This is a genomic window from Nocardia brasiliensis, assembly GCF_042691675.1.
Taxonomy (GTDB): domain Bacteria; phylum Actinomycetota; class Actinomycetes; order Mycobacteriales; family Mycobacteriaceae; genus Nocardia; species Nocardia brasiliensis_D.
The window spans coordinates 3,421,404-3,444,913 of the sequence record NZ_CP170507.1 but is presented as its reverse complement, the minus strand read 5'-3'; the positions used below and the strand labels follow the sequence as shown (position 1 = coordinate 3,444,913).

Annotated in this window: 24 protein-coding genes; 12 read left to right on the top strand and 12 right to left on the bottom strand. The window is 63.8% G+C overall.

The window, feature by feature from the left end; translation table 11 throughout:
* Positions 1–139: 139 nt before the first annotated feature.
* Positions 140–1,018, top strand: coding sequence for a helix-turn-helix domain-containing protein (locus tag ACFK0J_RS16205; protein WP_378741030.1), 879 nt, complete (start codon positions 140–142; stop codon positions 1,016–1,018).
* Here ACFK0J_RS16205 and ACFK0J_RS16200 read toward each other — a convergent pair.
* The 3 genes from ACFK0J_RS16200 to ACFK0J_RS16190 form a co-directional block, all read right to left on the bottom strand.
* The gene (locus ACFK0J_RS16200) at positions 1,004–1,981 is read right to left on the bottom strand and encodes an LLM class flavin-dependent oxidoreductase (protein WP_378741027.1); all 978 of its coding nucleotides are present in this window, start codon (positions 1,979–1,981) and stop codon (positions 1,004–1,006) included. The genes ACFK0J_RS16205 and ACFK0J_RS16200 overlap by 15 nt on opposite strands.
* Before the next feature lie 606 nt (positions 1,982–2,587).
* Positions 2,588–2,965 (bottom strand): hypothetical protein, encoded by a 378-nt coding sequence (locus ACFK0J_RS16195; RefSeq protein ID WP_378741025.1) that lies wholly within the window; start codon positions 2,963–2,965, stop codon positions 2,588–2,590.
* Positions 2,966–3,278: 313 nt separating this feature from the next.
* Entirely contained in the window at positions 3,279–3,551 is a 273-nt protein-coding gene (locus ACFK0J_RS16190; protein ID WP_378741023.1) for a hypothetical protein, read from the bottom strand.
* Positions 3,552–3,598: 47 nt separating this feature from the next.
* Between ACFK0J_RS16190 and ACFK0J_RS16185 the strand changes: the two genes are divergently transcribed.
* Positions 3,599–3,853 (top strand): hypothetical protein, encoded by a 255-nt coding sequence (locus ACFK0J_RS16185; protein ID WP_378741020.1) that lies wholly within the window; start codon positions 3,599–3,601, stop codon positions 3,851–3,853.
* Positions 3,847–4,548 carry a hypothetical protein gene (locus ACFK0J_RS16180; protein ID WP_378741017.1) on the top strand — a complete coding sequence of 234 codons (702 nt, stop codon included), beginning with the start codon at positions 3,847–3,849 and terminating at the stop codon, positions 4,546–4,548. The genes ACFK0J_RS16185 and ACFK0J_RS16180 overlap by 7 nt, the downstream gene beginning before the upstream one ends.
* A gap of 160 nt (positions 4,549–4,708) precedes the next feature.
* Here ACFK0J_RS16180 and ACFK0J_RS16175 read toward each other — a convergent pair whose 3' ends face one another.
* The 4 genes from ACFK0J_RS16175 to ACFK0J_RS16160 all read right to left on the bottom strand — a co-directional run bounded on the left by ACFK0J_RS16175 (position 4,709) and on the right by ACFK0J_RS16160 (position 9,195).
* Entirely contained in the window at positions 4,709–4,999 is a 291-nt protein-coding gene (locus tag ACFK0J_RS16175) for a hypothetical protein (protein WP_378741014.1), read from the bottom strand.
* Positions 5,000–5,629: 630 nt separating this feature from the next.
* Complete coding sequence (locus ACFK0J_RS16170; RefSeq protein WP_378741012.1) at positions 5,630–6,097, bottom strand: RICIN domain-containing protein; 468 nt, start codon at positions 6,095–6,097, stop codon at positions 5,630–5,632.
* A gap of 1,109 nt (positions 6,098–7,206) precedes the next feature.
* Entirely contained in the window at positions 7,207–8,124 is a 918-nt protein-coding gene (locus tag ACFK0J_RS16165) for a hypothetical protein (RefSeq protein ID WP_378741010.1), read from the bottom strand.
* A gap of 432 nt (positions 8,125–8,556) precedes the next feature.
* Positions 8,557–9,195 carry a hypothetical protein gene (locus tag ACFK0J_RS16160; protein WP_378741008.1) on the bottom strand — a complete coding sequence of 213 codons (639 nt, stop codon included), beginning with the start codon at positions 9,193–9,195 and terminating at the stop codon, positions 8,557–8,559.
* A 171-nt stretch (positions 9,196–9,366) separates the two neighbouring features.
* Between ACFK0J_RS16160 and ACFK0J_RS16155 the strand changes: the two genes are divergently transcribed.
* Complete coding sequence (locus ACFK0J_RS16155; protein WP_378741006.1) at positions 9,367–10,653, top strand: hypothetical protein; 1,287 nt, start codon at positions 9,367–9,369, stop codon at positions 10,651–10,653.
* A gap of 188 nt (positions 10,654–10,841) precedes the next feature.
* On the opposite strand, the gene ACFK0J_RS16150 is transcribed toward ACFK0J_RS16155, so the two are convergent.
* Positions 10,842–11,582, bottom strand: a complete 741-nt coding sequence (locus ACFK0J_RS16150) for a class I SAM-dependent methyltransferase (RefSeq protein ID WP_378741004.1) — start codon at positions 11,580–11,582, stop codon at positions 10,842–10,844.
* A gap of 136 nt (positions 11,583–11,718) precedes the next feature.
* On the bottom strand, positions 11,719–12,159 hold the full coding sequence (locus ACFK0J_RS16145; protein WP_378741003.1) for a transposase: 441 nt from the start codon (positions 12,157–12,159) through the stop codon (positions 11,719–11,721).
* Between the two features lie 188 nt (positions 12,160–12,347).
* Between ACFK0J_RS16145 and ACFK0J_RS16140 the strand changes: the two genes are divergently transcribed.
* Positions 12,348–13,202 (top strand): ATP-grasp domain-containing protein, encoded by an 855-nt coding sequence (locus tag ACFK0J_RS16140; RefSeq protein WP_378741001.1) that lies wholly within the window; start codon positions 12,348–12,350, stop codon positions 13,200–13,202.
* A gap of 245 nt (positions 13,203–13,447) precedes the next feature.
* Here ACFK0J_RS16140 and ACFK0J_RS16135 read toward each other — a convergent pair whose 3' ends face one another.
* Positions 13,448–14,368 (bottom strand): hypothetical protein, encoded by a 921-nt coding sequence (locus ACFK0J_RS16135; protein WP_378740999.1) that lies wholly within the window; start codon positions 14,366–14,368, stop codon positions 13,448–13,450.
* Between the two features lie 420 nt (positions 14,369–14,788).
* Here ACFK0J_RS16135 and ACFK0J_RS16130 point away from each other — a divergent pair, with 420 nt between their 5' ends.
* From ACFK0J_RS16130 to ACFK0J_RS16100, 7 genes are all read left to right on the top strand, one after another.
* Positions 14,789–15,097, top strand: a complete 309-nt coding sequence (locus tag ACFK0J_RS16130; protein ID WP_378740997.1) for a hypothetical protein — start codon at positions 14,789–14,791, stop codon at positions 15,095–15,097.
* A gap of 132 nt (positions 15,098–15,229) precedes the next feature.
* On the top strand, positions 15,230–15,592 hold the full coding sequence (locus tag ACFK0J_RS16125) for a hypothetical protein (RefSeq protein ID WP_378740995.1): 363 nt from the start codon (positions 15,230–15,232) through the stop codon (positions 15,590–15,592).
* 59 nt (positions 15,593–15,651) lie between these two features.
* The gene (locus tag ACFK0J_RS16120; protein WP_378740993.1) at positions 15,652–18,003 is read left to right on the top strand and encodes a hypothetical protein; all 2,352 of its coding nucleotides are present in this window, start codon (positions 15,652–15,654) and stop codon (positions 18,001–18,003) included.
* A 607-nt stretch (positions 18,004–18,610) separates the two neighbouring features.
* Positions 18,611–19,204, top strand: a complete 594-nt coding sequence (locus tag ACFK0J_RS16115) for a hypothetical protein (RefSeq protein ID WP_378740991.1) — start codon at positions 18,611–18,613, stop codon at positions 19,202–19,204.
* 317 nt (positions 19,205–19,521) lie between these two features.
* The gene (locus ACFK0J_RS16110) at positions 19,522–20,769 is read left to right on the top strand and encodes a hypothetical protein (protein ID WP_378740989.1); all 1,248 of its coding nucleotides are present in this window, start codon (positions 19,522–19,524) and stop codon (positions 20,767–20,769) included.
* A 237-nt stretch (positions 20,770–21,006) separates the two neighbouring features.
* Positions 21,007–21,129 (top strand): hypothetical protein, encoded by a 123-nt coding sequence (locus ACFK0J_RS16105; RefSeq protein WP_378740988.1) that lies wholly within the window; start codon positions 21,007–21,009, stop codon positions 21,127–21,129.
* The gene (locus ACFK0J_RS16100) at positions 21,126–21,680 is read left to right on the top strand and encodes a cysteine hydrolase family protein (RefSeq protein WP_378740986.1); all 555 of its coding nucleotides are present in this window, start codon (positions 21,126–21,128) and stop codon (positions 21,678–21,680) included. The genes ACFK0J_RS16105 and ACFK0J_RS16100 overlap by 4 nt, the downstream gene beginning before the upstream one ends.
* Positions 21,681–21,954: 274 nt before the next feature.
* Here the strand turns inward: ACFK0J_RS16100 and ACFK0J_RS16095 are convergent, their stop codons facing one another.
* The gene (locus tag ACFK0J_RS16095; protein ID WP_378740984.1) at positions 21,955–22,725 is read right to left on the bottom strand and encodes an SDR family oxidoreductase; all 771 of its coding nucleotides are present in this window, start codon (positions 22,723–22,725) and stop codon (positions 21,955–21,957) included.
* A gap of 170 nt (positions 22,726–22,895) precedes the next feature.
* Positions 22,896–23,306, bottom strand: a complete 411-nt coding sequence (locus ACFK0J_RS16090; RefSeq protein WP_378740982.1) for a hypothetical protein — start codon at positions 23,304–23,306, stop codon at positions 22,896–22,898.
* Positions 23,307–23,510: the final 204 nt, after the last annotated feature.

The following is a 23,510-nucleotide window of genomic DNA, read 5'->3' as shown; positions in this document are numbered from 1 at the left end:
CGGTGGACGGCCGTGCAGACCTGGTCACGACTGGGCATGAGCGCACCCTTCACTGGCGGTGTCGAATATTCGATGTAGTATCGAATATATGAACCCGACGGTAGAACAGGTTCCAGTCGACGGTCAAGGCCCTGCGAGCATGCCCTCCTCCCCGCCGACGCAGCGGGTGGTGGAGGTGGTGGAGTTGCTGTCGCGCACTCCGGGCAGCGGTCTGTCGCTGGCGGAGATCTGCAAGCAGTTGCACATCAGCCGGGCGACCGGGCACGCCATCCTCGCGACCCTGCACACCGACGAATGGGTGACCCGTGACGAGCGGCTGCGCTACCGGATCGGGCCCGCGCTGCGTGCGCTGGCCGCACCCGACACTGCCGTGGAACGCACCTTCCGGCCGCACCTGCGTGAGCTGTCGAGGCAGCTGGGTGTCCCGGTCTTCTTGACCGAACCGCAGGATCGGACGCTGGTGGTGCTGCTGGCGGCCTCCGCCGACCCGACGCGGCCCGCGCTGATCGCCGAGGGCCTGGTGCTGCCGTTCGTGCTGCCGTTCGGGCGGGAATTCGTCGCCTGGGAAGACAGCGCCCGGCTGCGCGAGTGGTCGGCACCGGCAGCCGGGCTCGAACCCGCCTTGTCGCATCGAATCGAGCTGGCATTGACGCAGATCCGCGAGCGCGGGTACGGCATCGAGCGCTCGACCCGCGAATACGTCCGCGTCTTCCGTGCGATGCACGCATTGGCCGAGAATTCGGCCCACGACGAGATTTCCGCCCGCGTGGCCGCGGCGTTCGCCGAACTCACCACGATCGACTTCACCGCCGACGAACTGGCCGGCGCGCCGCAGCACGCCGTTGCCACGATCTCCGCGCCGATCCGCGACCGTGCGGCCCGGGTGCGCATGTCCGTGTCGGCCCAACCGCTCGGCTTGATGGACACCGACCGCATCCACCACGTCGGCGCGGCACTGTGCGCCTTCGCCGAGGCCACCGCCGATCTGGTGCCCGCGACGGGCTCAGGCCGCGGATAGTCTCGGCAGGACCGCGTCGGCAAGCAGTTCCACCGATCGCCAGGCCTGCTCCACGGCCATGCCGCCGGCCAGCGGATGCAACACCAGCGGCTGCCGCGATGAGTCGGCGCGCAGTTCGCCCACCAGCTCCTGCGGTGTGACGAAGCGGTAGCGCCCCGACGCACGCAGTTCCTCGATCGTGGTCACCCCGGGCAGGTGCATATAGGACCGCGCGCCACCCGCTGCCCAGCGTCCATAGGTGGTCGCCTCCCATAGCAGGTGATGTCCGAGTTCGGCCCACGCGCGATCCGGGTCCTCGTGCACGAAGATCATTCCCCGCTTGTCGGCGGGCGGCATGATCACCACCGGCTCGTGGCCACGCTCGCGGCACAATCTGCGGTAATGATCGGCGACCTCGGGCAGATGATCGGGCAGGCTCAACGGCAGACCGAACCGGGCGGCCCGCTCGGCCGAAGCCCGCACTCCGCCACCGACATAGATATGCGGATGCGGCCTGGTCACCGGCCGTGGCGTGACCGCCGCCGGACCCTCGGCCCAGGCCGCAAGCAGCCGTTCCAACAGTAGGTCCATCTCGCGGCCGCGCCGGCCGAATCGCGCCGTCAAAAGCTCGTACTCATCCTCGCGATACCCCAGCCCGAGGGTCACGTGCAGCCGGCCGCCGCTCATCGAATCCACGAAGGCGATGTCCTCTGCCAATCGGACCGGATGCCACAACGGTCCCAGTGCGCAATCGACACTCACCACCAGGTGCTGCGTCGACGACAAGAACATGCCCGCCGCCAGCACCGGGTTCGCGCACCAGCCGTGCCCCGTCGCATGATGCTCGTCCACGCTGACCGCGGCGATTCCCCTCGACTCACCCCACCGCGCCAGCTCCAGTGCCGCACCGACCGCCGCCTGCTGCACACGCGAATCACCGCCCGGGTTGGCGAAATTGAACCGGAGAACGGTGAAATACGACAACGTACTCTCCTGTCGACAATTCGACGCACGATTCGAAAATGTGAACTCCAGGCTAGAACGTGTTCCATTGATGGTCAAGATCGCAGCACCAGGCGCCCACTCAGTGCGGCGTCTCCGTGGGGGCGATCCGAGTCGGGGGGCGGCGAACACTCCACGAGCGAGCCGCTGGCCGAACCGTCAGCAGCTGGCACTTCGTCGTTGCCGTTCTGATACCTGGGTGCGGCCAGAGCGATTTGCACACAACATCATTCGTACAAGGCCGATATGCTGACACTTGCGTTTGATCACTGGCGTAGTCGATCGTGCGCTTCGCGCACCTGTCGCCGCTCGTACCCTGCCCTGGAGCAGCGGCGCCGTCGAGTTGCCGGTCTGACGGCGGAACCTCACCACTCCCCAGGCCCGCTCTGCTGCGGATCCGAGCCGACGAACTCCAGCCCGGTGACACCGTCGTTGCGATTAACCCAGATTCGGACTCGGATTCCCAACTGTTCAGTGGGGTGGCTCGTTGTCGGGCGAAGTTCATAGCTCGGCCCGGTTCGAGACTTCGAGTGCCCAGCCGCCGAGTCCTATCGGGCAATGATCGCCACTCGTTACGACGTAAACTACTCAGCAAAGACGAACCGTGTCCGATTGTGCCTTGGTCTCACCATTGAGCCGAATCTGAGTGTAAAAGCTTTCACAGCTTACCCAAAGGGGCTCGGAGGTCGCGGTCAAGACCCCGGTGGCGAACGTCTGCTCCCTGGAGGCAATCAGCTCGTCCGACCAGCCAGTTTCCCGGTAGACGTTGACCACGACACTCGCATTGCCGCAAAGATTCCCCTCTCGTTTACCGTCGCCAGCAACAACGTTCCAGGCCGGCTTGTAAGGCTTCCAAGCGCTGTTATCACATTCAGGGACCCGCTCGGCCTGCGCCGGACCAACGCTAAACATGCCAGCAGCAAGCACAGCAGTTCCGACGACAACGACACTCTTCACGAATTTCACGCGCTTCTCCAATGTGTAAATTTCCAATGCATAAGTTCTGTTATCCAAGTATGTCACTGATTGTCGCCGGTTCAACTCGACTTTGCGATGCCACCCAGATGCTCCGAAAAGGCGCCGTGAGCAGTGTCGACAGCACGTTCTTAGTCGATCTTTGATGTGACTGCTCGACTTTATATATGTACTCGGCATCGCCAGGGTGCCCTTTTGTGCCCGAAGGACGGTGCCATCGCCTCGGCAATTCCATTGGTTATAGGCGGCCAGCGCCACCGAGGTCAGGCCGAGCCGGGTCGGCCTGGCCACCCACGAACTGGTCCTATCCTGTGCGGTTCGCGAAGGGGCGTTTGCCGTACATCGCCACGAAATCCGCGATCATTACCTTCGCTGTGGCGCGCGCGTCGGTGGTGCGCTTCCAGCCCACCAGCAGCTCGGCGCTATCGGCCAACTGCCAGATCATCCGTCTGATCCAGTGAGCCACCGGTTGTCCGGCGCCGTGTCGGCGGTACTCGTCGAGGCGTTTGCGCAGCCCTCGTTTACCGGATCCCCCCGCTGCGGCTTTACCGATGCAGATCACCGGCTCATCGAGCACCCCATGCTGCCTGGAGTTCAGCGACCGGCAGCGACGGATCCATGCCCGTGAACCGTCTGACGGGACGCTCCGCGTTTGGCGTCGATGCCAACATGGTGCGGCGGCAGCAACTGGTAGTAGAGCTCCGGCGACGGGATCTGCATGCCCCGGTCGCCTACGTCCAGACACCGGTCACGGCCAAACCGAAATCCACTTGCCAGGCGATCTTGGACTTTTACGGCGCTGATCACACGCGCCTGAACCTGGCGCAGTTGACCCGGCAGGTCCGCGCCTCCTGCACGATCACGGCACCCGGGTGCTGATCCTGGACGACATCACCCGGCTGAAGATGCACCACGCCGACGACCAGGACACCTTGGACTTGATGCGCGCGTTCATGAGCATGCACACCACGCTGGTGCTCATCGGCGTCGACATCCCACGCTCAGGGCTGCTACCCGAAGGCCACCTCGACCGCCGCACCAGCCAATGGGTCTTCCACTCTCCGACCGCCGATCTCGGCGACCATGCAGCGACACAGACCGAGCGACGCTTCGATCTGCTGCACCTGGAGCCGTTCCGTTACGACACCCCCGAGTCCATCGCGGGCTGGGTCGCGCACCTGAGCGGACTCCAGCAAGGCCTGCGCCTGTTTGCCGCCGGGCCGGACATGCTCACCGGTGCCACCATGCCGGAGTATCTGTTCCGGCGGACCCGCGGCGTCGTCGGACTGCTCGAACGGCTCATCCAGGACGACTGCACCGAAGCCATCGCCACCGGCGAGGAGCAACTCACACCAGATTTGCTCGACACCGTCACCATCGACATCGGCAACGATCCTGCGCGCGTCGCGGACGCCGGAGAAATCCCCACGGTTCCCGACCCCAAGAGCCCACCCTCGCCACCAGAGCGCTCCGGTCAGGTCGCCAACCGTAAACGGTCGCGCCGGTGGCCGGTCACCGGCCTTCGACCGGACTCCGTACGAGCGCCGCAATATGGTCGAACGTGCCTTCAATGAGGCGAAACAGTGGCGAGCCGTCGCCACCAGGTACGACAAACTCGCCATGACTTACCGTGCAGGGCTGATCCTGGCGTTGATCGTCGAATGGCTCAAGCTATTGGGAGACGCACCATAGGCGTTGTAAGGCTGTGCGTACAACCCGCAGTTGCTTACTCGGTTAGAGTTGCCTGCATCCGGAACCAGCCATAGAACCATTCTGAAGGGCCCCCATTACGCAGTCGAGCTCGAGACCCAAGCCTTTAACCTTGAAGTTGGTCAGAAGTCCTGGGCTGGCATTTCCGTTGAGAGTACAGCCGGTGCCGGTCACAAGGCTTCCGTTGGGGGTGAGGCTGGTATCGCATTCGACAGTCTCGGCGTTCGCATGGGCAGTGGCTGGTGTGAGAATGAGCAGGGATGCCGCGGTAATTGGGGCTGCGAGCAGGGCGAGTGACAATGTGCGGTTGCGCATTTGGTGCTCCTTCGGTGGACCGGCCAGTTTCACGCTCACATGCCAAATAGGCTTGATACGAATTGATTCCGGCGCTGAAATAGCTTGCTAGCACTATCTTTCAGGCCAGACCCCGGTGATTCAACTCGGATTCGTCCCCACTGCGAAAAGGCCCCGCCACCAGCTCGTATGTGTCCGCTTTATGGCGCCCCACATGAGGCTGCTCGACTTTCAATCGAAACGACCACTAAGCGGAACAGCTGACCGGGATGTCCGGGACCCGGGAGGTACGCGAAATGCGGAGAGCCATAACGGGGTCGGATATCTGGCGCAGCTTCGGCTGCGATGGTTGCTGGAGAGCCGGATGCCGGGAAAGTTGGCCTGTCCGGTTCGGGAACGCGGCATGAGGAAACGGACCCGATGAGATATCGGGCACCGCGCCTCATGCCGACGTTCATCACTGCTCGACGCGGGAAGCCTTGCTGGGCAAGCGATCAGGGCCGCAGCCGTTACCGGGTTGTGTGCGCTTGATCGATCGGTCGAACGCGGGTCGCGGCAAGCGGGCGACCCGCCGTGAAGTGTCGAAACCGAGGGGATCCGCCGGTCAATATCGCCTCTCCGCCGTCGAGTCCGGTCCGGAACGGAATGGGGTCAGCCCCGGGGCGTGCGCCAACGCCAGAACTGATCGGTCCAGGGGCCCTTGTCCTCGACCTCCAAGGTGGTCTCTCCTTCGTGGGAGCCTTCCCTCGGTGAGATGACCAGGTTCTCGTTGAGGGCGGAGGCGATGACGAAGTCGGCTTGAGCCGGATCCAGACGGACCAGGCGCCACAACTGCCCGCGGCTGTTCTCATCCCAAGCCGTTTGGAAGACGACCGCGTTGGAGTGTTCCTCCTTAAGCGTCAGGCAGCGCTCGGTGCCGGTGTTCTTGAAGCGCACCAGTCCCGACCCATCAACGGGATAGATCTCCCACATCTCCCTCTTGTCCTGTGAAACCACGTTCTCCCGCCACAGTCGCACCTCCACATCCCCCGCGGCACGTCCTTGCGGGGTGATATAGCGCCCGCTGGCCGTGTGCACGATCAGCAGCGAAGTTTCCGTGGGAATGGCCGCAAAATCCACAATTAACCCCTTCATTCACGAATCACTGTCGTTTCCGTCCGATTACGGTGAGGTGAAATCACAACCGTATGGTCATTCCATTCGAAAACATTCGGACGGGCAACCCCCTAAGCAGCCTTCGGCTAGGGGGTATCCAAGAAGTGATTCGGGGTCGTATTCTGCCAATCCGTCAGGCCATCGCAACGTGAGGCGCTGCGTAGTCAATCGACCAGCACTCCCCTTGTCGCACGGCAGCTATATCGCCCTGTACCGAGTGATGAATAGCAGTGTGCAACAGCGGATTATCTCGGAGCGGATGCTGGGAGATCGGTATATCATGCGTTGGGCAGCAGCGCCGTATGCCGTGTCGGCCAACCGATCTGGAGCGAGCCTGCCTGGACGGCCGACCGAACGCCCGCGCAGCGGCAATATAGTGCGTTCGCCAGACCCTGCCCGGTCGACCGAGGGACCGACCGGGTGCGCGGGTTGCGGCTACAGGACATGGTCTAGTTGCCGTTGCTTTCCGGCCTGTACGTCTGCTGAAGCTTTTCCTCGCGGTATATCCGGCGTTGTCGGTGCCGTATCGGCCGCCCATCGCCAACGCCGTGCCGGTGGGGTCGATGATCTCGATCGTGGCCGAGCGTTTGTGCGAGTCCATTCCGATGATGACCGTCACCAATGGCGTCCTTCCCGAGCCGACGGGTGGTGTCCGTGCGGGAAGGCACCGCTACTTCGAGCTGGGCAAACCCCTCTCCGGCCATTCCCGCCACGGCACCCGGCGAGCCGCAAGCCATGTGAGAGCCACACCAATACTGCAGGTGGGCAGCCGATTACGGAGCTTCTCACCGAGCATCTAGACCCGATCCTGGCCGGGATCAGGCCCTACCACCAGTATTAAGTAGCCGAATGTCGGGCACTCGTCCATTCGCCCCGCGGGTTAGACACTGTCCGAAACGGCGCAGTATCCAATCGTTGCCCCAGTTCTCTTGGGTCACTTCATTCGCGAAGCGTCTTTACAGCGGCGACCAGACCCGAAAACGTGCCCAGTGCCACATTTTCAGCTCGCCAACTCACTTAACCGATCGGCAGTGCCGACGAGAGCCCCGATGTGCGGACCGGCCGGTGATGTTCTATTGGCGTCGCAACCGGCGGAAAGCGCGACGTAGGCGGCCGTCACCGTGCTGTGCGGCCTGCCGAGGCGATGCCTGATCTGGTTGATCGGCGGTGTCCAACTGGACGACGATCCCGCCGAAACGAGCCTCCTGCATGGTCGCTGGGCGCCCGTCGATGAAACACGCACCGGTTCGGCTGACCTCGACGCATTCTTCGTATCCGGAGCCGTCCGATACCTCGACCGTGTCGGCGTAGTAGGCGATCATTCCGCCGCTCATATCGGTGTTGAACCCGGTAACGCGGCGCCCGGAGCGGTCAGTAGTGCGGCCGCCACACTGATCGCAGACCGCACGAGGGTAGCGTTCCTGGTAAAACGTCGGCCGCCCGCAGTGGGGGCAGGGCTGGGTGTATCGGCGTCCGGTTGTCGGACCTTTCAGCAAGAAATCGTTGTGGGCGAGGATCTTACGTCCGGAGCCGCCCTGGTTGTGGTTGCGCCGCAGGACCAGTAGAACGAACTCGGCGTAGTCGGCCTGCTGCGCGTCGAGTGCCCGGCGACCGGGCATCTCGTGGATGCGCGTGAGCCCGGCATCGTATGCCTCCAGTGCCATCCGGTGCGCCATCGAGAGCTCGCTGTCCGGGATATCCCTGTTCTCGTGTTCTGCCTGGGCCAGGTGTTCGGCGATCACCCCATCGATGGTGCGTTCGGCCATCGACAGCACCCCGCTGCCGCGACGGGTCGTGGTCACCAGGACATAGGCATCGGTATCGCCGCTGTCGGTCCTGATCGTCTCCAAGAAGGCGAAACCTCGCCCGTATTGGGCATTCTCGAGCCCCGGGTGGGGATAGTGGACGAGCGTGCTGGCATCCTGTGCCAGATCACGCGCAATTCGCAGTGCTTCGTTGAAGCTGGGAGAATTCGGGTCCGGACGTTCCATGATCGTCACCTTATCGAGCGGGATATTTCTGGCTCACGTGCTGGAGTGACGAAACCCGAGATGCACCCACGGATCCGTCGTCGCCCACTGCTACCAGACTGGTCTCAGCAAATTCGTGCACCAGAGCAGACACGCGCAAGGAGCGCAGGTCTCTCTCGCCTCAGTAACGAGCATGAATCTCGATCACCTCGTGCAGGTCCCGCACGGTCGCCAGCCTGAATATTTCGTCGGGCTTGCCGAATCCATCCACTCTGGGATGCTGCACCTTTCGGCTTCACCTCCACTGTGAGCAGATCCAAACGCACTGTCATGCCGCAGTGCGGGCGTTCCGTGCGGCCAGATTGGCTGCGGCACAGAACGTCCGCTCTTGGCTCTTAGCCGATGAGCGGACACCGGCAGTGGGTGCACGCATAGCACGTTCACCTATAGCCCTCATCCGTCGAGACCGGCGTACACGCGAGCTACCCGCAACCGTGATACGCCGAAGCATTCGGCATCTCCGGTATGGATGGAGATGAGCGAATCCGGACCTCGCCACCACGTATCGGCCAGGCCCCGAACCTCGGGCACGGGTTCGAAGTCGTGCAGCGCCAGCTCGTCGATCTCGTCACCACGAATCGTGGTGATCTGGCGGGCCGACCGGGATGCGTGGTGAGCCAACGCCACCGATTCGATCCATCCTTCGATGCTGGCGTGCAAGGGCACAAACGGGTCGATGCTGATGCCGAATTCCCCGGCGGGACCGATCGTGAACCCGTAAGCCATCGATACGCGGCCGTCCCCCGCGCCGAACCAGCCGGCATCTGCGCGCGCCGCGTCTACGAGCATCTCTGCCCATAGCACTTTCGGCCCACCCTCATATTCCGCAGAAGGCGGCAGGACCAGTCCACCCCAGCGCCGCTGAAAATCCAGCACACGATCGACGAGCGTTGCGGGAACACCCAATTCGAGCCACTGCTCCCCCAATTGCTCGAAGCTGGGCGTTTCGACGCGAATACACTGCGTCGAAACAAACCACTCACCCCGCCGCGTCAGGGGCTCGGCCGAATCGATGACGGGCTGCAGATCCACGCGGCCGACAGTAACCGACCCACACGAACGCGCGCTCATGCCGCTGGGCGGGTGTTCTGCGCGGCGAGATCGGCTGCGGCGCAGAACATCCGATATCGCCGAAGAGCGTGCGTGCATGGCGGCCGCCGACGAGTGTGCAGCATGTCGGTACCGGCAGACACAATGGCGGACATGGAAAACGGTGACGACAACGACGCTGCCCAGCCCTCCCCGGCTGTGAACAGGTGGAAGGTGGGTCTGACCTGCGCCGCGATTGTCGTGACCGGCTACCTGATCGCCTGGCTGGTGCACGAGCCGGAGCCGTCGGAGCCCACAGATCGGGCCAAAAATTCCTATGTCACTCCGCCGGTCGCGTTTCCGGTGCAGATCCCGGGTTGTGATGTCGTAGAACCTCCGCGGGAAGGGCAAACGTTCGGGATGGTTCACTCCGTCACATACGAATACGATAATCCGTCCTATCCGTGGTTCTCCGGTCCCAAGGCGGGCGCGATGACGCAGGCGCTGCGGGATGGGCTGCCCGGTGATGTCGAGATCGCCTTCGCCCCGGTAACGCGCTCGCTGGTGTTCCAGCCGATCCTCGGCGATGCCACGCAGAACAAGGGATTCGGCGGTTGGACCAGGGCGAACGCCACGCTGCTGCGCGGTGACCGAGAGGGCGCGCTGTCGGTGACCGTGCGCCAAGCCACCAAGCCGATTCCACCGTGCGTCGCCGGCGAACTCGACGAACGGCGCCACCTTCCCGATGGCACGATCGTCGATACCGATGACACCTGGTATGAGATCGAGGGGGTTCGCACCCTTACGCGCGACGCCACCGCTTATCTGCCCGACGGATCCGTCGCCCACGCGAACGCCACCGATCAAGCCGCTGAGGGCAGCGGCCGTCCCCGAGCCGTCCCCTTGGCCATCGATGAACTCGTCGCGCTCGTGACCGATCCCGAACTACGCATCAGCGCGCCGGTTCCGCCCGGAACGCCGAACCCGGCCGAAGTCTGCCTGCCCTTCTCGAAATCCGGCGCGGTGATCGATCAGGCCCAGGCTCGTCGATGGGATGCGGCGCTGGCGCAGATCCCGCTCGACGGTGTGACCCTGGACCGGCCATTGGGGACGCTGCTGCAAGGAGAAAGGGGCGGCGGCGTGTGCCAGGCGGTTCGAGTAACCACGCCCGGCCGGCAATCGCGGTTGGCCATCGTGATCAGCACCGGGCAACCCCTGCCGCAGGAGCCCGATACTTCCTCTTATGGCAGCGCGAGGCGGCTGCCTGACGGGACTGTGGTCGAGACCCACGAAGAACGAAGTGCGGCGCTGGCGTCCACGCCGCGAACTGACCGTACAGTCACCGTCACCCGCCCGTCCGGGACACAGATCCAAATCTCCTTCGCCGACGCCCCCGCCGAGCTTCTGCCGTTAGCGCTGCTCGAGGAGATCGCCCTGAATCCGGGACTCGACGTGTCGTGATCAGAACGATCCAGGCTGACTTCAGTCAGCGCGAGTGAGCGATATTGCCGCTGGGCGCGCGTTCCGCCCGGTCACAGTTGCAATCTGTATGTGACAGACAGACCTGCCGTCGCAGCTGTGACTGACCACCACGTCTGTCACCAGCGGCGTCGCGCACCTAGAGGCCCCTGACCAGTTCTGTGTAGACGTCAACCTTCCGAGACGAGGACCAGGAACAGGAAGGCCAGAAAGCGGGGGTCATCCTTATCTTCAAAGAACTCTGGGAACTGCTCCAGCGCACCCGGGGCGGGGCCAGGTTCGTCGAGGTGAGTCACTCGAAATCCAGTGTCGAAGAAGGTCTTGAACATCGTCGACAGTGACCGGTCCCAAAACGTTAGGTCGGCGTCCTGTCCTGCCATGTCCGCCACATGACGAGGCCGTGTGGCGAAGTAGTTCGTCGTGTTGCCTGCTTGGAGGGCGGTGAACCACATGACAAGCGGATGCTCCACGGAGAGGATCAGGCGGCCTCCCGGCTTCAGAACTCGTCGGATCTCCGTCAGTGGGGAGTGCCAGTCCTCGAGGTAGTGAAGCGTCAGAGAGCAAACAACGTCGTCGAAGGTGGAGTCGTCGAAGGGCAACGGGTCAGCTAGATCCGCGACGTACAGCTCTGGGCCGCTTCCGACACGGTCCCGGGCGATGTCGATCAATGCCTTGCTGCCGTCAACTCCGACAACAGTAGCTCCGCCCTCGAGCAAGTCGACAAGCGTTGGGCCGGAGCCGCAACCTACGTCCAGCACGTGCTTACCAGACACGTCACCAAGCAGATTACGGATCGCAGGCCTGTTGTAGTACTCATTGAGGAGACTGGTCGCGTTCTCCTCAGCGTAAGCGTCCGCGATCGGGTCGTACGCCGCAGCACGGCCCGAGTCGTTCGGAGGTGAAGTGTCCATACTTCGAAGCTAACAGCGGCCCTGTGCCTGTTGGGTGGGTCCGGGTTGTGGCTTGTCCGAAGGATCGGTGGGCGGGTTGGAGCCGGTCGCGCTGGAGTCAGTAGTCGTTCCCGATTGCCCTCCCGGGCCCGTCAATTCACGCCGCTGCTGGTCGGCGAGCAGCCGCGCGTAGACGACATTCGACAGTCATCGTTTGAGAGCTCGTAGTGCTTCCATCGAGCTCTTCCCGCCGGTCCTGCGGGCCGTCGTAGTAGACGCGACCGGGCGTGTGGTGGCGGAGTCGGACCACGGCCATGATTTGCAGGACCCGGTTGATCTTGCGGTTGCCGGCGCGCGACAGTCGATGTCGTTGTTGTTGTCCAGAAGAGGCGTCCAGGGGTGCGGTGCCGTTCCAGGACGCGAACCGGTCCCGGTTGCCGAACCGGTGGATATCCTCGGTATCGGCCAAAAGCCTTGCCGCGGAGGAAGGGCCGATGCCGCGCCCTTTCGAGCCACTCCCCGCACGGCACCCGGTGGGAGGCAAGCCGATTAGAGAGCCACACCAGTTGAGACGGTGGGCAGCCGCATGAGAGAGCACCCCACCGGGCACCTGGACCGAATCCTGGCCGGGACCCGATCCTGGTACCAGTCTTTAACTAGCCGCTGGGCGGGTGTTCTGCGCGGCGAGATCGACTGCGGCGCAGAACATCCACTCTTGCCGACGGGCCGGGCATCCGGTGCGAAAACGACTTGAGGACCGACGATTCGCTCGCCATGATGCGATCCATGATGCTGCTCGTTCCCGCCGATGTGCTTCGTCCTCGTCGTGCCGATGAGCATTTCGCCGCCGAGGCAGATGCCGCCCGCGCGGCCGGAATGGAGGTCGCGCTGGTCGATCACGACGCGTTGACCAGACCCGACGGTGCCGAGCAGGCTGTTCGCGCGGTGCGAACGAGCGATACGGCGTGCTATCGCGGCTGGATGTTGCGTAGCGAGCAGTACGCCGCGTTCGCCGCGGCACTGCGACGACGTGGGGTCACCTTGAGGACCAGTCCCGAACAGTACCGTCGGGCGCACGAGCTGCCGGGCTGGTATTCCTCGGTCACCGACGTGACGCCGCGGTCGGTATGGACCGTCGGTGATGATTACGCGGGATTCGACCGTGCGCGTGCCGAACTCGGTTCTGGTCCCGCAGTGCTGCGTGACTACACCAAGTCGATGAAGCACTACTGGAATGAGGCGGCGTTCATCCCCGAGTTGGACGACGCGGACTCCGCCTGGCGTGTGGCACAGAGATTCCGGGAACTGCGTGGTGAGGACATGACCGGTGGATTCGTTCTGCGACGTTTCGAGCGTTTCTCATCGGCCGAGGTACGCACTTGGTGGGTCGACGGCACCTGCACGTTGATCGGCCCTCACCCCGACACGCCTCAGGATCTGCCCACTACCGATTTCGATCCCGCACCGATCGGGCAACTGATCGCGAACCTTCGTCTGCCTTTTCTGACAGCCGACTTCGCACTGCGGGAAGACGGAGTCTGGCGCTTGATCGAAATCGGCGATGGACAGGTCAGCGACCGCCCGAAGAGCACCCCACCCGAAACAGTGATCACCGTCCTGGGCAAGGGGTTTCGCGACTGACCACAAACCTGCACACCCAACAGTGCAGCACCGAGCCTGAACCCGCACCGCTGGTCGCGCGTTGGGCGGCTGTCCAAACCGGTTGGCCGACAGCGCTTCCCATCGCGTGCACATCCCGATTTTCGACGCGCAGGGCTGACGCCATGCCAGCCCTCAACTGTGAAGCGGCAAACTTCCGGTGATGGCCGACCGGCGGTGCCCGGTGTGGTGGGCCGGCGAATCGTCGAATAGAGGCACCGTCACCATCACCCAGCCGGGTTGAAGTATCCCTGAGAAAAGAACATCCGCTCATCGCTGTCCACACCCTTCCACACCATCCACAGGTGGTCGTTATCCGCCAGCGACGGCGCGTGGCTGGTGCCGCCGTCGGGCACGGCGCGCTCTTGCGGCGTCCACCGGATGCCGTCGACGCTGGTCGAGTAGTAGATCCCCGAATCCCCGGCGTACCCCTTCCACACCGCATGCAGCTGGTTGCGGCTGGTCGTGATCGAGGGCCGCTGATCGCTGCCGCCATCTATCGAGATTCGCACCGGTTTGCGCCAGTTGAACCCGTCCGGGCTGGCCGAGGAATACATCCACTCGGTCCCGGCGGCCCCGGCAGGGTCGCTCCAGCCGATGTATAGCTGGTTCTGGAACACAGTGAGCGAGGGCCCGTCGCCACTCTGCGCCTCCTCCGTGGCAGCCTGGCGCTGACCGTCCCAGGTCCCCCCGTCGGGGGTGGAGGTATAGAACAGGCGCTGATCGTCCCCGCCGCCTTTCCAAGCCAGGTACAGCCGACCGTTGAACACGGCCAGCGCGGGGCTATGGCTGGTGCTGCCGCCGACTTGCGTTTGGTCCGACCACGTACGACCATTGTCCCGGCTCACCGCGTAGAACAGGCGCGGGTCGGCGTCCACGCCCTTCCACGCCATGAAGAGGTTGTGGCCGAAAGCGGCGACGGCCGGTCCGTGGCTGGTGTTGCCGGTCGCCTGCCGCTGCTCGGACCAGCGCTCCCCGTCGACCTGGGTGACGTAGAAGATGCGCGAATCGGTGCCGGGGCCCCGCCACGCGATGACCCCCTGCCCGCCCTGCATGAACGCGATCGAGGGCGACGCGCTGGTTCCGCCGCCTACTTGCAGTTGCGGGTTCCACCGCGCTGCCGGGGCGTCCGCCTGTGTGGGGTTCATAGAATCCTCCTATGAATGCCTGTTTCAGCCGACCTACAGTTCGGATCATGGCTGACGGCCCGATCGGCCGAAAAGCCTTCGGTTGACTGAGCGAACCGCGCCGCAGATCCTGGGCATCGTGGACACCGAGTGCGGTGGACCGGCGTGCCGGTGTGATTCGGTTTCGCCTCAATCAGCTAGAACAGGAATTGGGAGTCGAGGCCCGCGAGGATACCGCCGAGCGCGGGGCCGGGACGACCCCACGCGTAGTTCCAGTCGCTGGAGCCCGCAGGGGTTGGCCGGACGGGGATCGGCTTGCGCTCCGTCCGCTGAGACCCAGCCAGCTCCGCCGGTCAAGGGCCTCGGCATGATACTGCGGAGATCGAGGGCTGCGATGGAGTCGGCCGCCACCTGGTCCGCGACGCAGAAACCGTGATCGATGTGACCGCCACACTGTCGGCGCAGGTACGGGTATTCGCCACCGGCAACGGCCGCAAGACCGACCGGTGGACGCGCATTCGGTCGCCCTTGCGGCGTTGCGGTCACCGAATCTTCGGCGGGTGCAAGCCGACCCCGGACCTGACAGCGCTCCGCCTGCTGGTCGACCGTCGCGATGAACTCGGCCGGGCCCGCACCGACACACTCAATCGGATCCACCGGCTACGGCTGGAGCTGCTGCCCGGCGGCGCGAAGAAATACCTGTCCTCCCGCCATGCCTCGGTGCCGAATCGGCGTCGATGGAGTACATGAACATCAGCACTCTTTTGGCTCGCTCGACCGCCGCGCGTGACTCGATGACTTCGGGCATGGTGGTGCCAGATGCTTTTGCGGCCGGTGCAGGGGCGGGACGATGTAGCTCGCTGATTGCTGTTCGATAACCAGATGACGCTGTCGTTGGTTTCGACCGTCGTCGATGGCCTCCTGGTCGCGAGAAGGATTGCCGCACACCGGCCGTCGGAGACAGCGATGAAGGCTTCGATAGCAGCTGCGTCGCCGGTCTTTGTCCGGGCGAGTTCTGCGATGCCGTCGCGCCCGCGGCACGCTGCCGAACACAGGCCAAGTGTTCGAGCCGCCAGCATCGAGCTGACGTTCGGCGAGTGTGCACTCGCGGCCGGGTCCTGCGGATTCGGCGAGCCCTCCGAGCGGATCGAATCCCTGCCCAGCGAGGACCAGGCTCGTCATGTGACCTCGCGCTGCACCTCCGCGCTGGAAAGCCGAACCGATCGAGTAATAGCCACGATCTAAGCAGTGAGACGTACACCACTTCAATGGCGTGAACCGACGAGCTGTAGGGTCACGAAACCGTGACTGACAACGGTTCACGTGACGAACGTAAGACGACGTTGTTATGGGCCGCCGTGACGGTTCTCGGGGTGCTCGCCGGATATGCGGGGGTGCTGCTCGCGAACACCAGACACTTCTACACCGACGACACCGAGGCCCAATATGTTCCACTGTGGCTGGATGTCGGGCGACATCTGCGCGACGGTGTGTTCCCCACTGTCATTCCCGAGGAGTGGATGGCAGGCAACTACCTCGTCGAGGGCCAGGGCAGCGTGTTCAACCCGCCACAACTACTGGTCGCGTTCATCGCGCCGTCGGTCGACAATCTCGTCGTATTGGCCACCGCCGTCAAGCTCTGCTATTCGATCATTCTCGCGCTCGGGGTATTCCGGGTGTGCCTCGCGTACCGGGCACAACCGCCGTGGGCAGCGGTTGCCGGTGTCGCGTTCTGCTTTTCGGGGTGGCTGCTGTTCCTGGATCAGGCGACGTGGGTCCTCGGGCTCGCCGGCACCGCGTGGCTGGCGAACGCGTGGGCATCGAGCATCCGGTACGCGCGGGGCCGGAGCGGGCCGATCCCGGTGTTCGTGTTCCTGTTTCTCGCGATCACCGTCGGATATGTGTGGCCCGGTGTCGAATCCGCGCTGATGATCGTCGCTGTGGCCGCTGGGGAATGGCTGTATCAGCGAAAGCCGTGGCCGGCGGTGCGGTTGCTGCTCGCGGCCGGTTGTGCCGGTGCGGCCGGCCTGATGACGTATTTGCCCGGCTTGCTGTCATCGGAAGTGACATGGCGGACCGCTGACAACAGGATCAGCAACGACGGTTTCATGACCGTGCCGTGGCAGGAGTCGTTGAATGCGAGCCTGCCGACGACGCTGCCGTCGTTCAACTCGTGGTTCGGCCTGATCCAGCCGTTCCCAGTCGTCTATATCGCGTGGTTCCTCATTCCGGGGCTGGCGTTCATTGATTGGAAAGCGGCGGCATCGACGTTCCGGGAAGTCAGTGGGGCGGCCTTTTTCGTCGGCATCGCACTGATGTGGACCGCGGGTCCCGCGGCATTCGGTCCGCTGCGGTGGCCGGTGCGGGTCCTGCCGATGCTCGCATTGGCATTGCTGGTTTCCGGCTGCGTGTTGTTGAGCCGCCACGGCACCTTCGCGAACTGGCGTGTGCGGCTCGGGGTGGGGACCGGACTTGTTGCGGTGATGTTGGCGCGGTCGGTGTCGTCGGCGCCGAGCCATCGCATCTGGACGCACCTCTGGGCAGCGGTGGTGGTCGTGGTGCTCGGCGTCGTCGTCCTGCTGCTGTATGTGCGGTGGGGCAGGGTCGCGGCATGTGCGGCGCTGCTCGTCACCATCGCCCCGATCGCGTACTACCAAGTCAGCAGCTCGTTTCCGCACCCGATGTCGTGGAATCTGCCGGAGCGGCGCTCCGTCGCGCAAGCACGTTTTCCGGATTTCGACGGCACCACACTGCAGTTGGGCAACAGTCAGATATTCCCGGGAGACGCCAAGGACGTCGACGGAGTTTACAGTTCGCTCGTCGTCGGGGCATACGCCAAAGACCTCGGGCTCGATTACGTCAATGGATACACCCCGATCGGCCACGCCGCTTTCTCCCAACGGACCTGTATGCGCTGGGACGGCAGCACCTGCCCCGACGCATTCCGCAAGATCTTCGAGACCGAACCGACCACAGGCGAGCCGATTGTCGACCTCATGAAGATCGACCGGATCACCTTGATGCGCCTGGTGTATCCGAATGCTCGCCATGATCCGCCACCACCGGGCTGGCACTGGGTCGACCACCCACCGAACGACAAGTGGATCTGGACACTCGAGCGCGACGCCGGACCGATTTCGAGGAACAACGGCCGGATCGCAGACACCGACGGCGTCGCCGCAGTGTCGGTATCCGAATCCGAGCACACCAGCGCTGTTCAGGTGTCATCCCAGCACGGCGGCCGGGTCACCTTCGCGCGTCTGGCGTGGCCGGGCTATCGGGCCACGCTCAACGGCCGCGACATCGTTCACGAAGCGGTCGACGAAATCTTCTTATCGGTCGAGATACCGGCGGGTACCGAGAACGCCGAACTCCAGGTCACCTGGCGACCGCCGGGCATGCACCTGGGCATGGCGACGTTCGCACTCGGGTTGGCCGGCATCGGCTCACTCCACTGGCTGTACGCGCGCAAACGGCGACACGTCCGGAACGCCTCGCAATCAGACGGACGACCGAACCCCGGCGACTTGACTTCCTACCTCGAACAACGGCCGGGATCCCTGGCCGAGCATGACCGAAACACGCAAATACCCCAGCTGGTCGGACACCTCGACCATCACCGCAACCTGGAGCAAATCAGCGTGGACGCCAGATGAGTAGCCGGATCAGAGCGTCCACCCAACCCGCGGCCGTGACCGGAATCGGCGAGTACCCCGAAGTCTTGACCGATTATGGCGACGCAGAGTTCACGGTCCGGTGGAATTCGCTTTCCGAACGAACAGCCGTGCATGTGGCCTTCGCGGGGTGGACGACGAGTCGGCGCTTGTCATCGCCAGCGGCCGAGTTGCGATCCGCGTCGGCGGCCCGGGGCAGGTCACGCGGTCGCCCACACCGACCACATTGGGCGAGCTGACACCTGAGCCCGCCCTAGCCCCCATGTCGGCAGCAAGGGACGCTGCCACGATTGTGCGCCCGCCATGCAGACGAAGACGAAAGACCCGTGAACCAGAACTCGAGCGCGCCAACGCGTTCAGCTTGAACGATTTCGGGCGGCGCATTAAACACAACCCAATGACGTGCTCCGACTAAGTTCGAATCCTGGAAACAAATTCCCCTAAGCTATATGCAACACAAGAGGAAATAGTGTTGTAACGCACAGCTAGCTGGTGGCGACAAGCGAAGTAGAGGTGCGCACCTCCCACTCGGTCGGGGTCGAAACAAAAAACAATGTCCCCGGGCGGGGGCAGGAAGACAGGTGGCGTCATGCGCACCATTACCCTCGGCCGGATCTTCGGAGCCGCCGTACTCGTGGCCGGCAGCGTACTGGCTACTCCCGTTATCGCCGCCTCATCGCCGGCACCACAGGCAAAGGCCCAGACCGCTCCGACACCGGCCCAGTTGAGCCTCGAACTGAACTGCACAGTCGACGGTGCGGTCACCCTCGGGCCGGGGGGCCGCGGCTCCCTCACCGGCATATACATGGCCACCTACCGGGCCTGCATCGACCCCAGCGGGCGGAACTCCAAGTACGTTCAGTGGAACGCTATAGCGGACCCGGTCAACGTAACCAGCACTAGCTGCCCGCCGACAGGGTTCACCGGCTCAGCGAAACTGTGGTGGACCGACAGGGACACCATGACGGTCGAACCTGGCAAGGCTACTTATATCATTTCTCTCGACTTGAATAACTTTACCGGGACTCTGGACATCACGATCACAGACGGACCCATGAGCGGTACTGTCGTCACGGCACCGGTGGCCCTTCTTCCGGGCTCACCCGGAACGTTTACTTGCAACGGCCTGCCCCTTCCGAGCAACCTCCTCATCCAGGGTGACGCAATTTTCCATCCCGCATAATAGATAAGCAAAGAGAGACAATTAGTCTGCCGCTGCGGTGGCATCGCCGTACATCAAGCGATGCCACCGCACACGGACAGCGCAAACCTATTCTCCCGTCCTTTCTTCCACGCCCCGCGTCTCGCTGGGGCTCCCCCGAACGGTGGACACTCAGTTAGCGGAATCGCTCTTCGGCATGTGCGCGCGTTGAGAAGCGCTGCCAGCCAACCAATTCGGACGGCCCACCAACGTGCGTGCCTGCCCCTCTCTATACGTTCTGCACGAAATCTCCACAGGTGCAACCCCGCGAGTCCATCGCGGCCCGCTACCGTGGCCTGGTGTCAGACCTGAAGTCCTGGCAGCGTGACGGTAGGTTCCACGCGGCCTGGATCGTCTATGCCGTTGCGGCCGTCGCTGGTCTGCTCGCGCCGCTGTCGGTGATATTCGCCGACGCTTGCTACTACCTCGAGTGCCGGGAAACGCCGGTGCCCCAAGCCTTCTCGTTGTGGGTGATCGTCGTTGGCGTCGGCACCACGCTGGTCGTGGCCGCGGCGATGCTCCACCACGCTGGGCGTCGGGGGCGGCCCGGGTTCGAGTGGGCAGTGATCGCGCTGGTCGGTGTCTTCGTTTCCTCCTGTAGCGGATGGAAACTCATGACTGTCGATCCCTGGGACGGCCGACCGGCTCTCACCCGGGAGGCGAGGGACATCGAGGCCGCGCTCGCCCGGATGCCAGGAGTCCACGAGATCTCCACCGAGATCGGCGGTATGTTCTCGGCGGTAGTCGTGCTGTCCGAGCAAGCGTCGGCGGCGCAGACCAAAGCAGTGATCGAGGCATTCCGCGACCGGACAGCCGCACCGGACTTCGATCAGTGGGAGACAGAGATCGAAGTCCGCCGTGCAGAGGCGAGAAACTCCTTCAGAGCAGGGAAAGCCGGGTTCGTCGAGGCACCGGACCGTGCCGGTCTGTGGTTCGCACTGACTGATGCCTTTCCCGAGGACGGGGTGAAATGGACCTACCACACGTGGGCCTACTACGACTACGGGTCGACCGATCAATTCAAAAGGATGGACGTCGGAGTCGGCGATATTTCATTGAAGCTGGTGCACGCGAACGACTTCAACACCGTCACCGAAACGTACAGACGGCTGATGCGAGAGTTCCCTGACCTGTCGGGGGCTCGATGGGAGATCGGAGCCGCGAACCCTGGGAGTGGGTCACTGAGCGCGGCCAACCGGTACCCGACTGAGCTCGAATTCTCTGTCTGGCATCGACTCAACGAAGACCAAACCCTGCCCCACAACGTGCTGATGGCTTCCGGCTCCGCCCCACCCGCATATCCAAGGCAACCTCGAGTTACCGAGCAGCTCCAGTCCCAGGATCTCAACGACGCGAAACTGCTCGCCCAGAAGCATCTTCCGATCGTCGCGGAGCTGGGTTCGCCCGATGTCGACTACCTGGTGACAACAGACCCTCGCGACTATCTCAGGCCCGAAGGATCAAGGTCCACTTGCGTCGACCGAAGCCTGTCGATGACCGTCAGCAATCGCGGCGTATCCCGCAAACCACCCACCTGGCCCGGCTGAGCGGGCATTCGCAGTCCGGTATCGGGGCTGCTGATCGGCCGGTGCACCGGACAGTTCCGGATGGTCGTGCCGACGATTACAGCCACGCACCGGTCTTCATCGCGGCAAACAAAACTCGGCACTACCGGATGTTTCTGAGCTGCAACGACTTTGGTCCGCCGGTCACCCGGCATTGCTGCTTCGATCAGCGTGGGATTCGATTGGTAACCCATGGGCGGGATCTCCTACGCTGGGCGTGTGGATGTCATTGAAATGCCGGTGCGGCTGTTCCTGCTCCAGCTTCCGTTCAGACATGGTCACCTATCGATGGATCTGGACCAGCTGTCCCCGCAGGAGCGGCTGAGCGAAGGTCTGCTGTGACCACCGCGCTGATCATCGGAGATGTCCAGCGGGGCATCACCGGCGGCTATCCGTTCACCCGAGACGTCGTTGCGCCGCTGACCGAACTGCTCCCGCGTGCTCGCGCCGCTGGTGCTCTGGTGGTGTTCGTGCACTTCGCTCTCCGGCCCAACGGGGCCGACTTGCCGCCGGGCAACGCGCTGTTCAGATCGTTCTACGAAGCTGGTGACTCGTTCCACGAGAACTCGGCCGGAGCCGAGATCGATTTGCCGGTCGCCGAGCAGGACGTCGTCGTCCTGAAGCGCCGCGCCAGCGCGTTCGCGGGCACAGACCTGGAGCTGGTGCTGCGTGCGCACGGCGTGGATAGGCTCGCGGTCGCCGGAGTCGCGACCAGCGCGATGGTCGCCGCTACGTGCTACGACGCGGCAGACCGTGACTATCGGGTGACCGTCCTGCGGGACGGCTGTGCCGACGGCGACCCGGCAATGCACGACTTCTTCATGGATGCCGTCTTTCCCAGCCGCGGGTTCAAGGTCATGTCCTGCGCCAGTTGGGGTTCCAAGGCGGTGTGAACCCACGGTCGCGAGAGCAAGCGAAGACACGACGACGCAACTGCTTCTGTGCCCGCAGAGGCTCTGGCCTGTCGGGCACCTCGGTGTGGCCTCTTGCTCGCCGGATAGCGGCAATACGGTGCGGTTCGGCCAAGCAGCTCCGCCCCGGCGGAACGCGAATGACGGGCCCGCCAGGGCTGTGCCGGACCACAAGATCAGCGAGCTCGACCCGGCCCCGATCTTCGACGCACTATCGTGCACCGTAATCGACTGCGGCACAGCAGATCTTACCCGCCTAGAGAGCGGTACCACCGCTGGCGTCGAGGGTTTGGCCGGTGATCCACCGGGCGTCGTTGCTGACGAGGTAAGAGACGATGTCGGCAATGTCGGCGGGGCGGCCGACGCGACCGAGGGCGACGTTGGACGAGGCTTCGCGCTGACCGTCGGGGTTGTCGATGAGCCAGGCGTTCATATCCGTGAGTACATAGCCGGGGGCGACGGCGTTGACGGTAATGCCGCGCGGGCCGAGGGCCTGAGCGAGCACGCGGGTGAAACTGTCGATGGCGCCTTTGGTCATGGTGTAGGCCAGGATGTCGGGGATCGCCAACCGGGTGACGGCCGAGGACAGATTCACGACGCGGCCGCCGTCACGGAGCCGGTCGATGACCCCTTGCACCAGGAAGAACGGGGCGCGGACATTGGTAGCGAAAAGGGCGTCGAATTCCGCGGGCGTCATGGTGTCGACGCCTTTCATGATGGTCATGCCCGCGTTGTTGACCAGGATGTCCAAGCCGACGGGAGCGCCGAGGTCGGCGAAACCGGCGTCCACGTCATCCAGGAGGGTGACGAAGTCGGTGGAGCCGAGGTCGCCACGAACCGCGAAAGCCCGTCCACCGTCGGCCTCGATTCCGGCGACTACGTCTTTGGCTGCAGCGTCGTTCTGACCGAAATGTACTGCTACCAGTGCACCGTCTCGGGCCAATCGTTCAGCGATGGCACGGCCGATGCCCCGGCTCGCGCCGGTTACCAGGGCCGTTTTGGTTGCCGGGGTTTTGGTTTCGTTCATGAAAGCTATTCAACGGACACGACCATCCGATGTCCGGCTGGATTCGGACATGGCGGTCAGGCCCACCCTCAAAATTAGTCAGCCCGACAGTAAAACCCCTTCCGATCAGGGTCGGAAGGGGTTGTCTCGAATCAGCGGGCGACCGATTTGAGTCGGATCCCACAGAAATCTCATACTTTTGCCGACTTCGGGCTGCGGGCCCAGCGTTCGAGCACGTCACGGTTGTCGGGCACCGTCTCGGGATGTCGATGTAGGCGTCTTGGCCACCGTGGTGGTGTTACCAGCTGACGGGCGGCGCGTTCGGGATCACCGTAGGCGTGGTCGACCTCGGTTGCCGCGCTCTTGCGGAAGGTGCGCGGTGTCACCCAGGCGACGTTCTCCCCGCGTGCCGCACGCCAGGGTGGGCAGAAGTTGTTCGGGTTGCGCAGTGTTTCCTTCCTAGAAGGCAATAACAGCTCATCAAGATGGGACACGCGGAGGAGTTGAAATACGCGATCGCCTTCGACGATCGACTCGACCGCATGCGGGGGCAGCGGGATGCGCCGCCAGCCGTTCTCGGTCTTGGGGAACGGCTTACGCACCCTCGAAGAGGGCGACCGTCACGTCGAGATACGGGTCCTCATAATACGGACAATTCACGCGAACGGCGTTGGCAGAGTATGGGTTGCTCACAGAAGTATTGCCAAATGGAAGAATCTTGGTAGGGTCGGTACGCTCCGGGCCTTTGCCCACTGCGTGCTCGTTTCCAACAGTCTGCGCAACCCAAATCGTGCGCGGTTGCCGTG

Bases quoted from the DNA above. Each gene is read 5' to 3' on its own strand.
- ACFK0J_RS16205 (WP_378741030.1), top strand. From the start codon at position 140: ATGCCCTCCTCCCCGCCGACGCAGCGGGTGGTGGAGGTGGTGGAGTTG.
- ACFK0J_RS16175 (WP_378741014.1), bottom strand. From the start codon at position 4,999: ATGCGCAACCGCACATTGTCACTCGCCCTGCTCGCAGCCCCAATTACC.
- ACFK0J_RS16165 (WP_378741010.1), bottom strand. From the start codon at position 8,124: ATGGAACGTCCGGACCCGAATTCTCCCAGCTTCAACGAAGCACTGCGA.
- ACFK0J_RS16155 (WP_378741006.1), top strand. From the start codon at position 9,367: ATGGAAAACGGTGACGACAACGACGCTGCCCAGCCCTCCCCGGCTGTG.
- ACFK0J_RS16150 (WP_378741004.1), bottom strand. From the start codon at position 11,582: ATGGACACTTCACCTCCGAACGACTCGGGCCGTGCTGCGGCGTACGAC.
- ACFK0J_RS16140 (WP_378741001.1), top strand. From the start codon at position 12,348: ATGATGCTGCTCGTTCCCGCCGATGTGCTTCGTCCTCGTCGTGCCGAT.
- ACFK0J_RS16135 (WP_378740999.1), bottom strand. From the start codon at position 14,368: ATGAACCCCACACAGGCGGACGCCCCGGCAGCGCGGTGGAACCCGCAA.
- ACFK0J_RS16125 (WP_378740995.1), top strand. From the start codon at position 15,230: ATGACGCTGTCGTTGGTTTCGACCGTCGTCGATGGCCTCCTGGTCGCG.
- ACFK0J_RS16115 (WP_378740991.1), top strand. From the start codon at position 18,611: ATGCGCACCATTACCCTCGGCCGGATCTTCGGAGCCGCCGTACTCGTG.
- ACFK0J_RS16095 (WP_378740984.1), bottom strand. From the start codon at position 22,725: ATGAACGAAACCAAAACCCCGGCAACCAAAACGGCCCTGGTAACCGGC.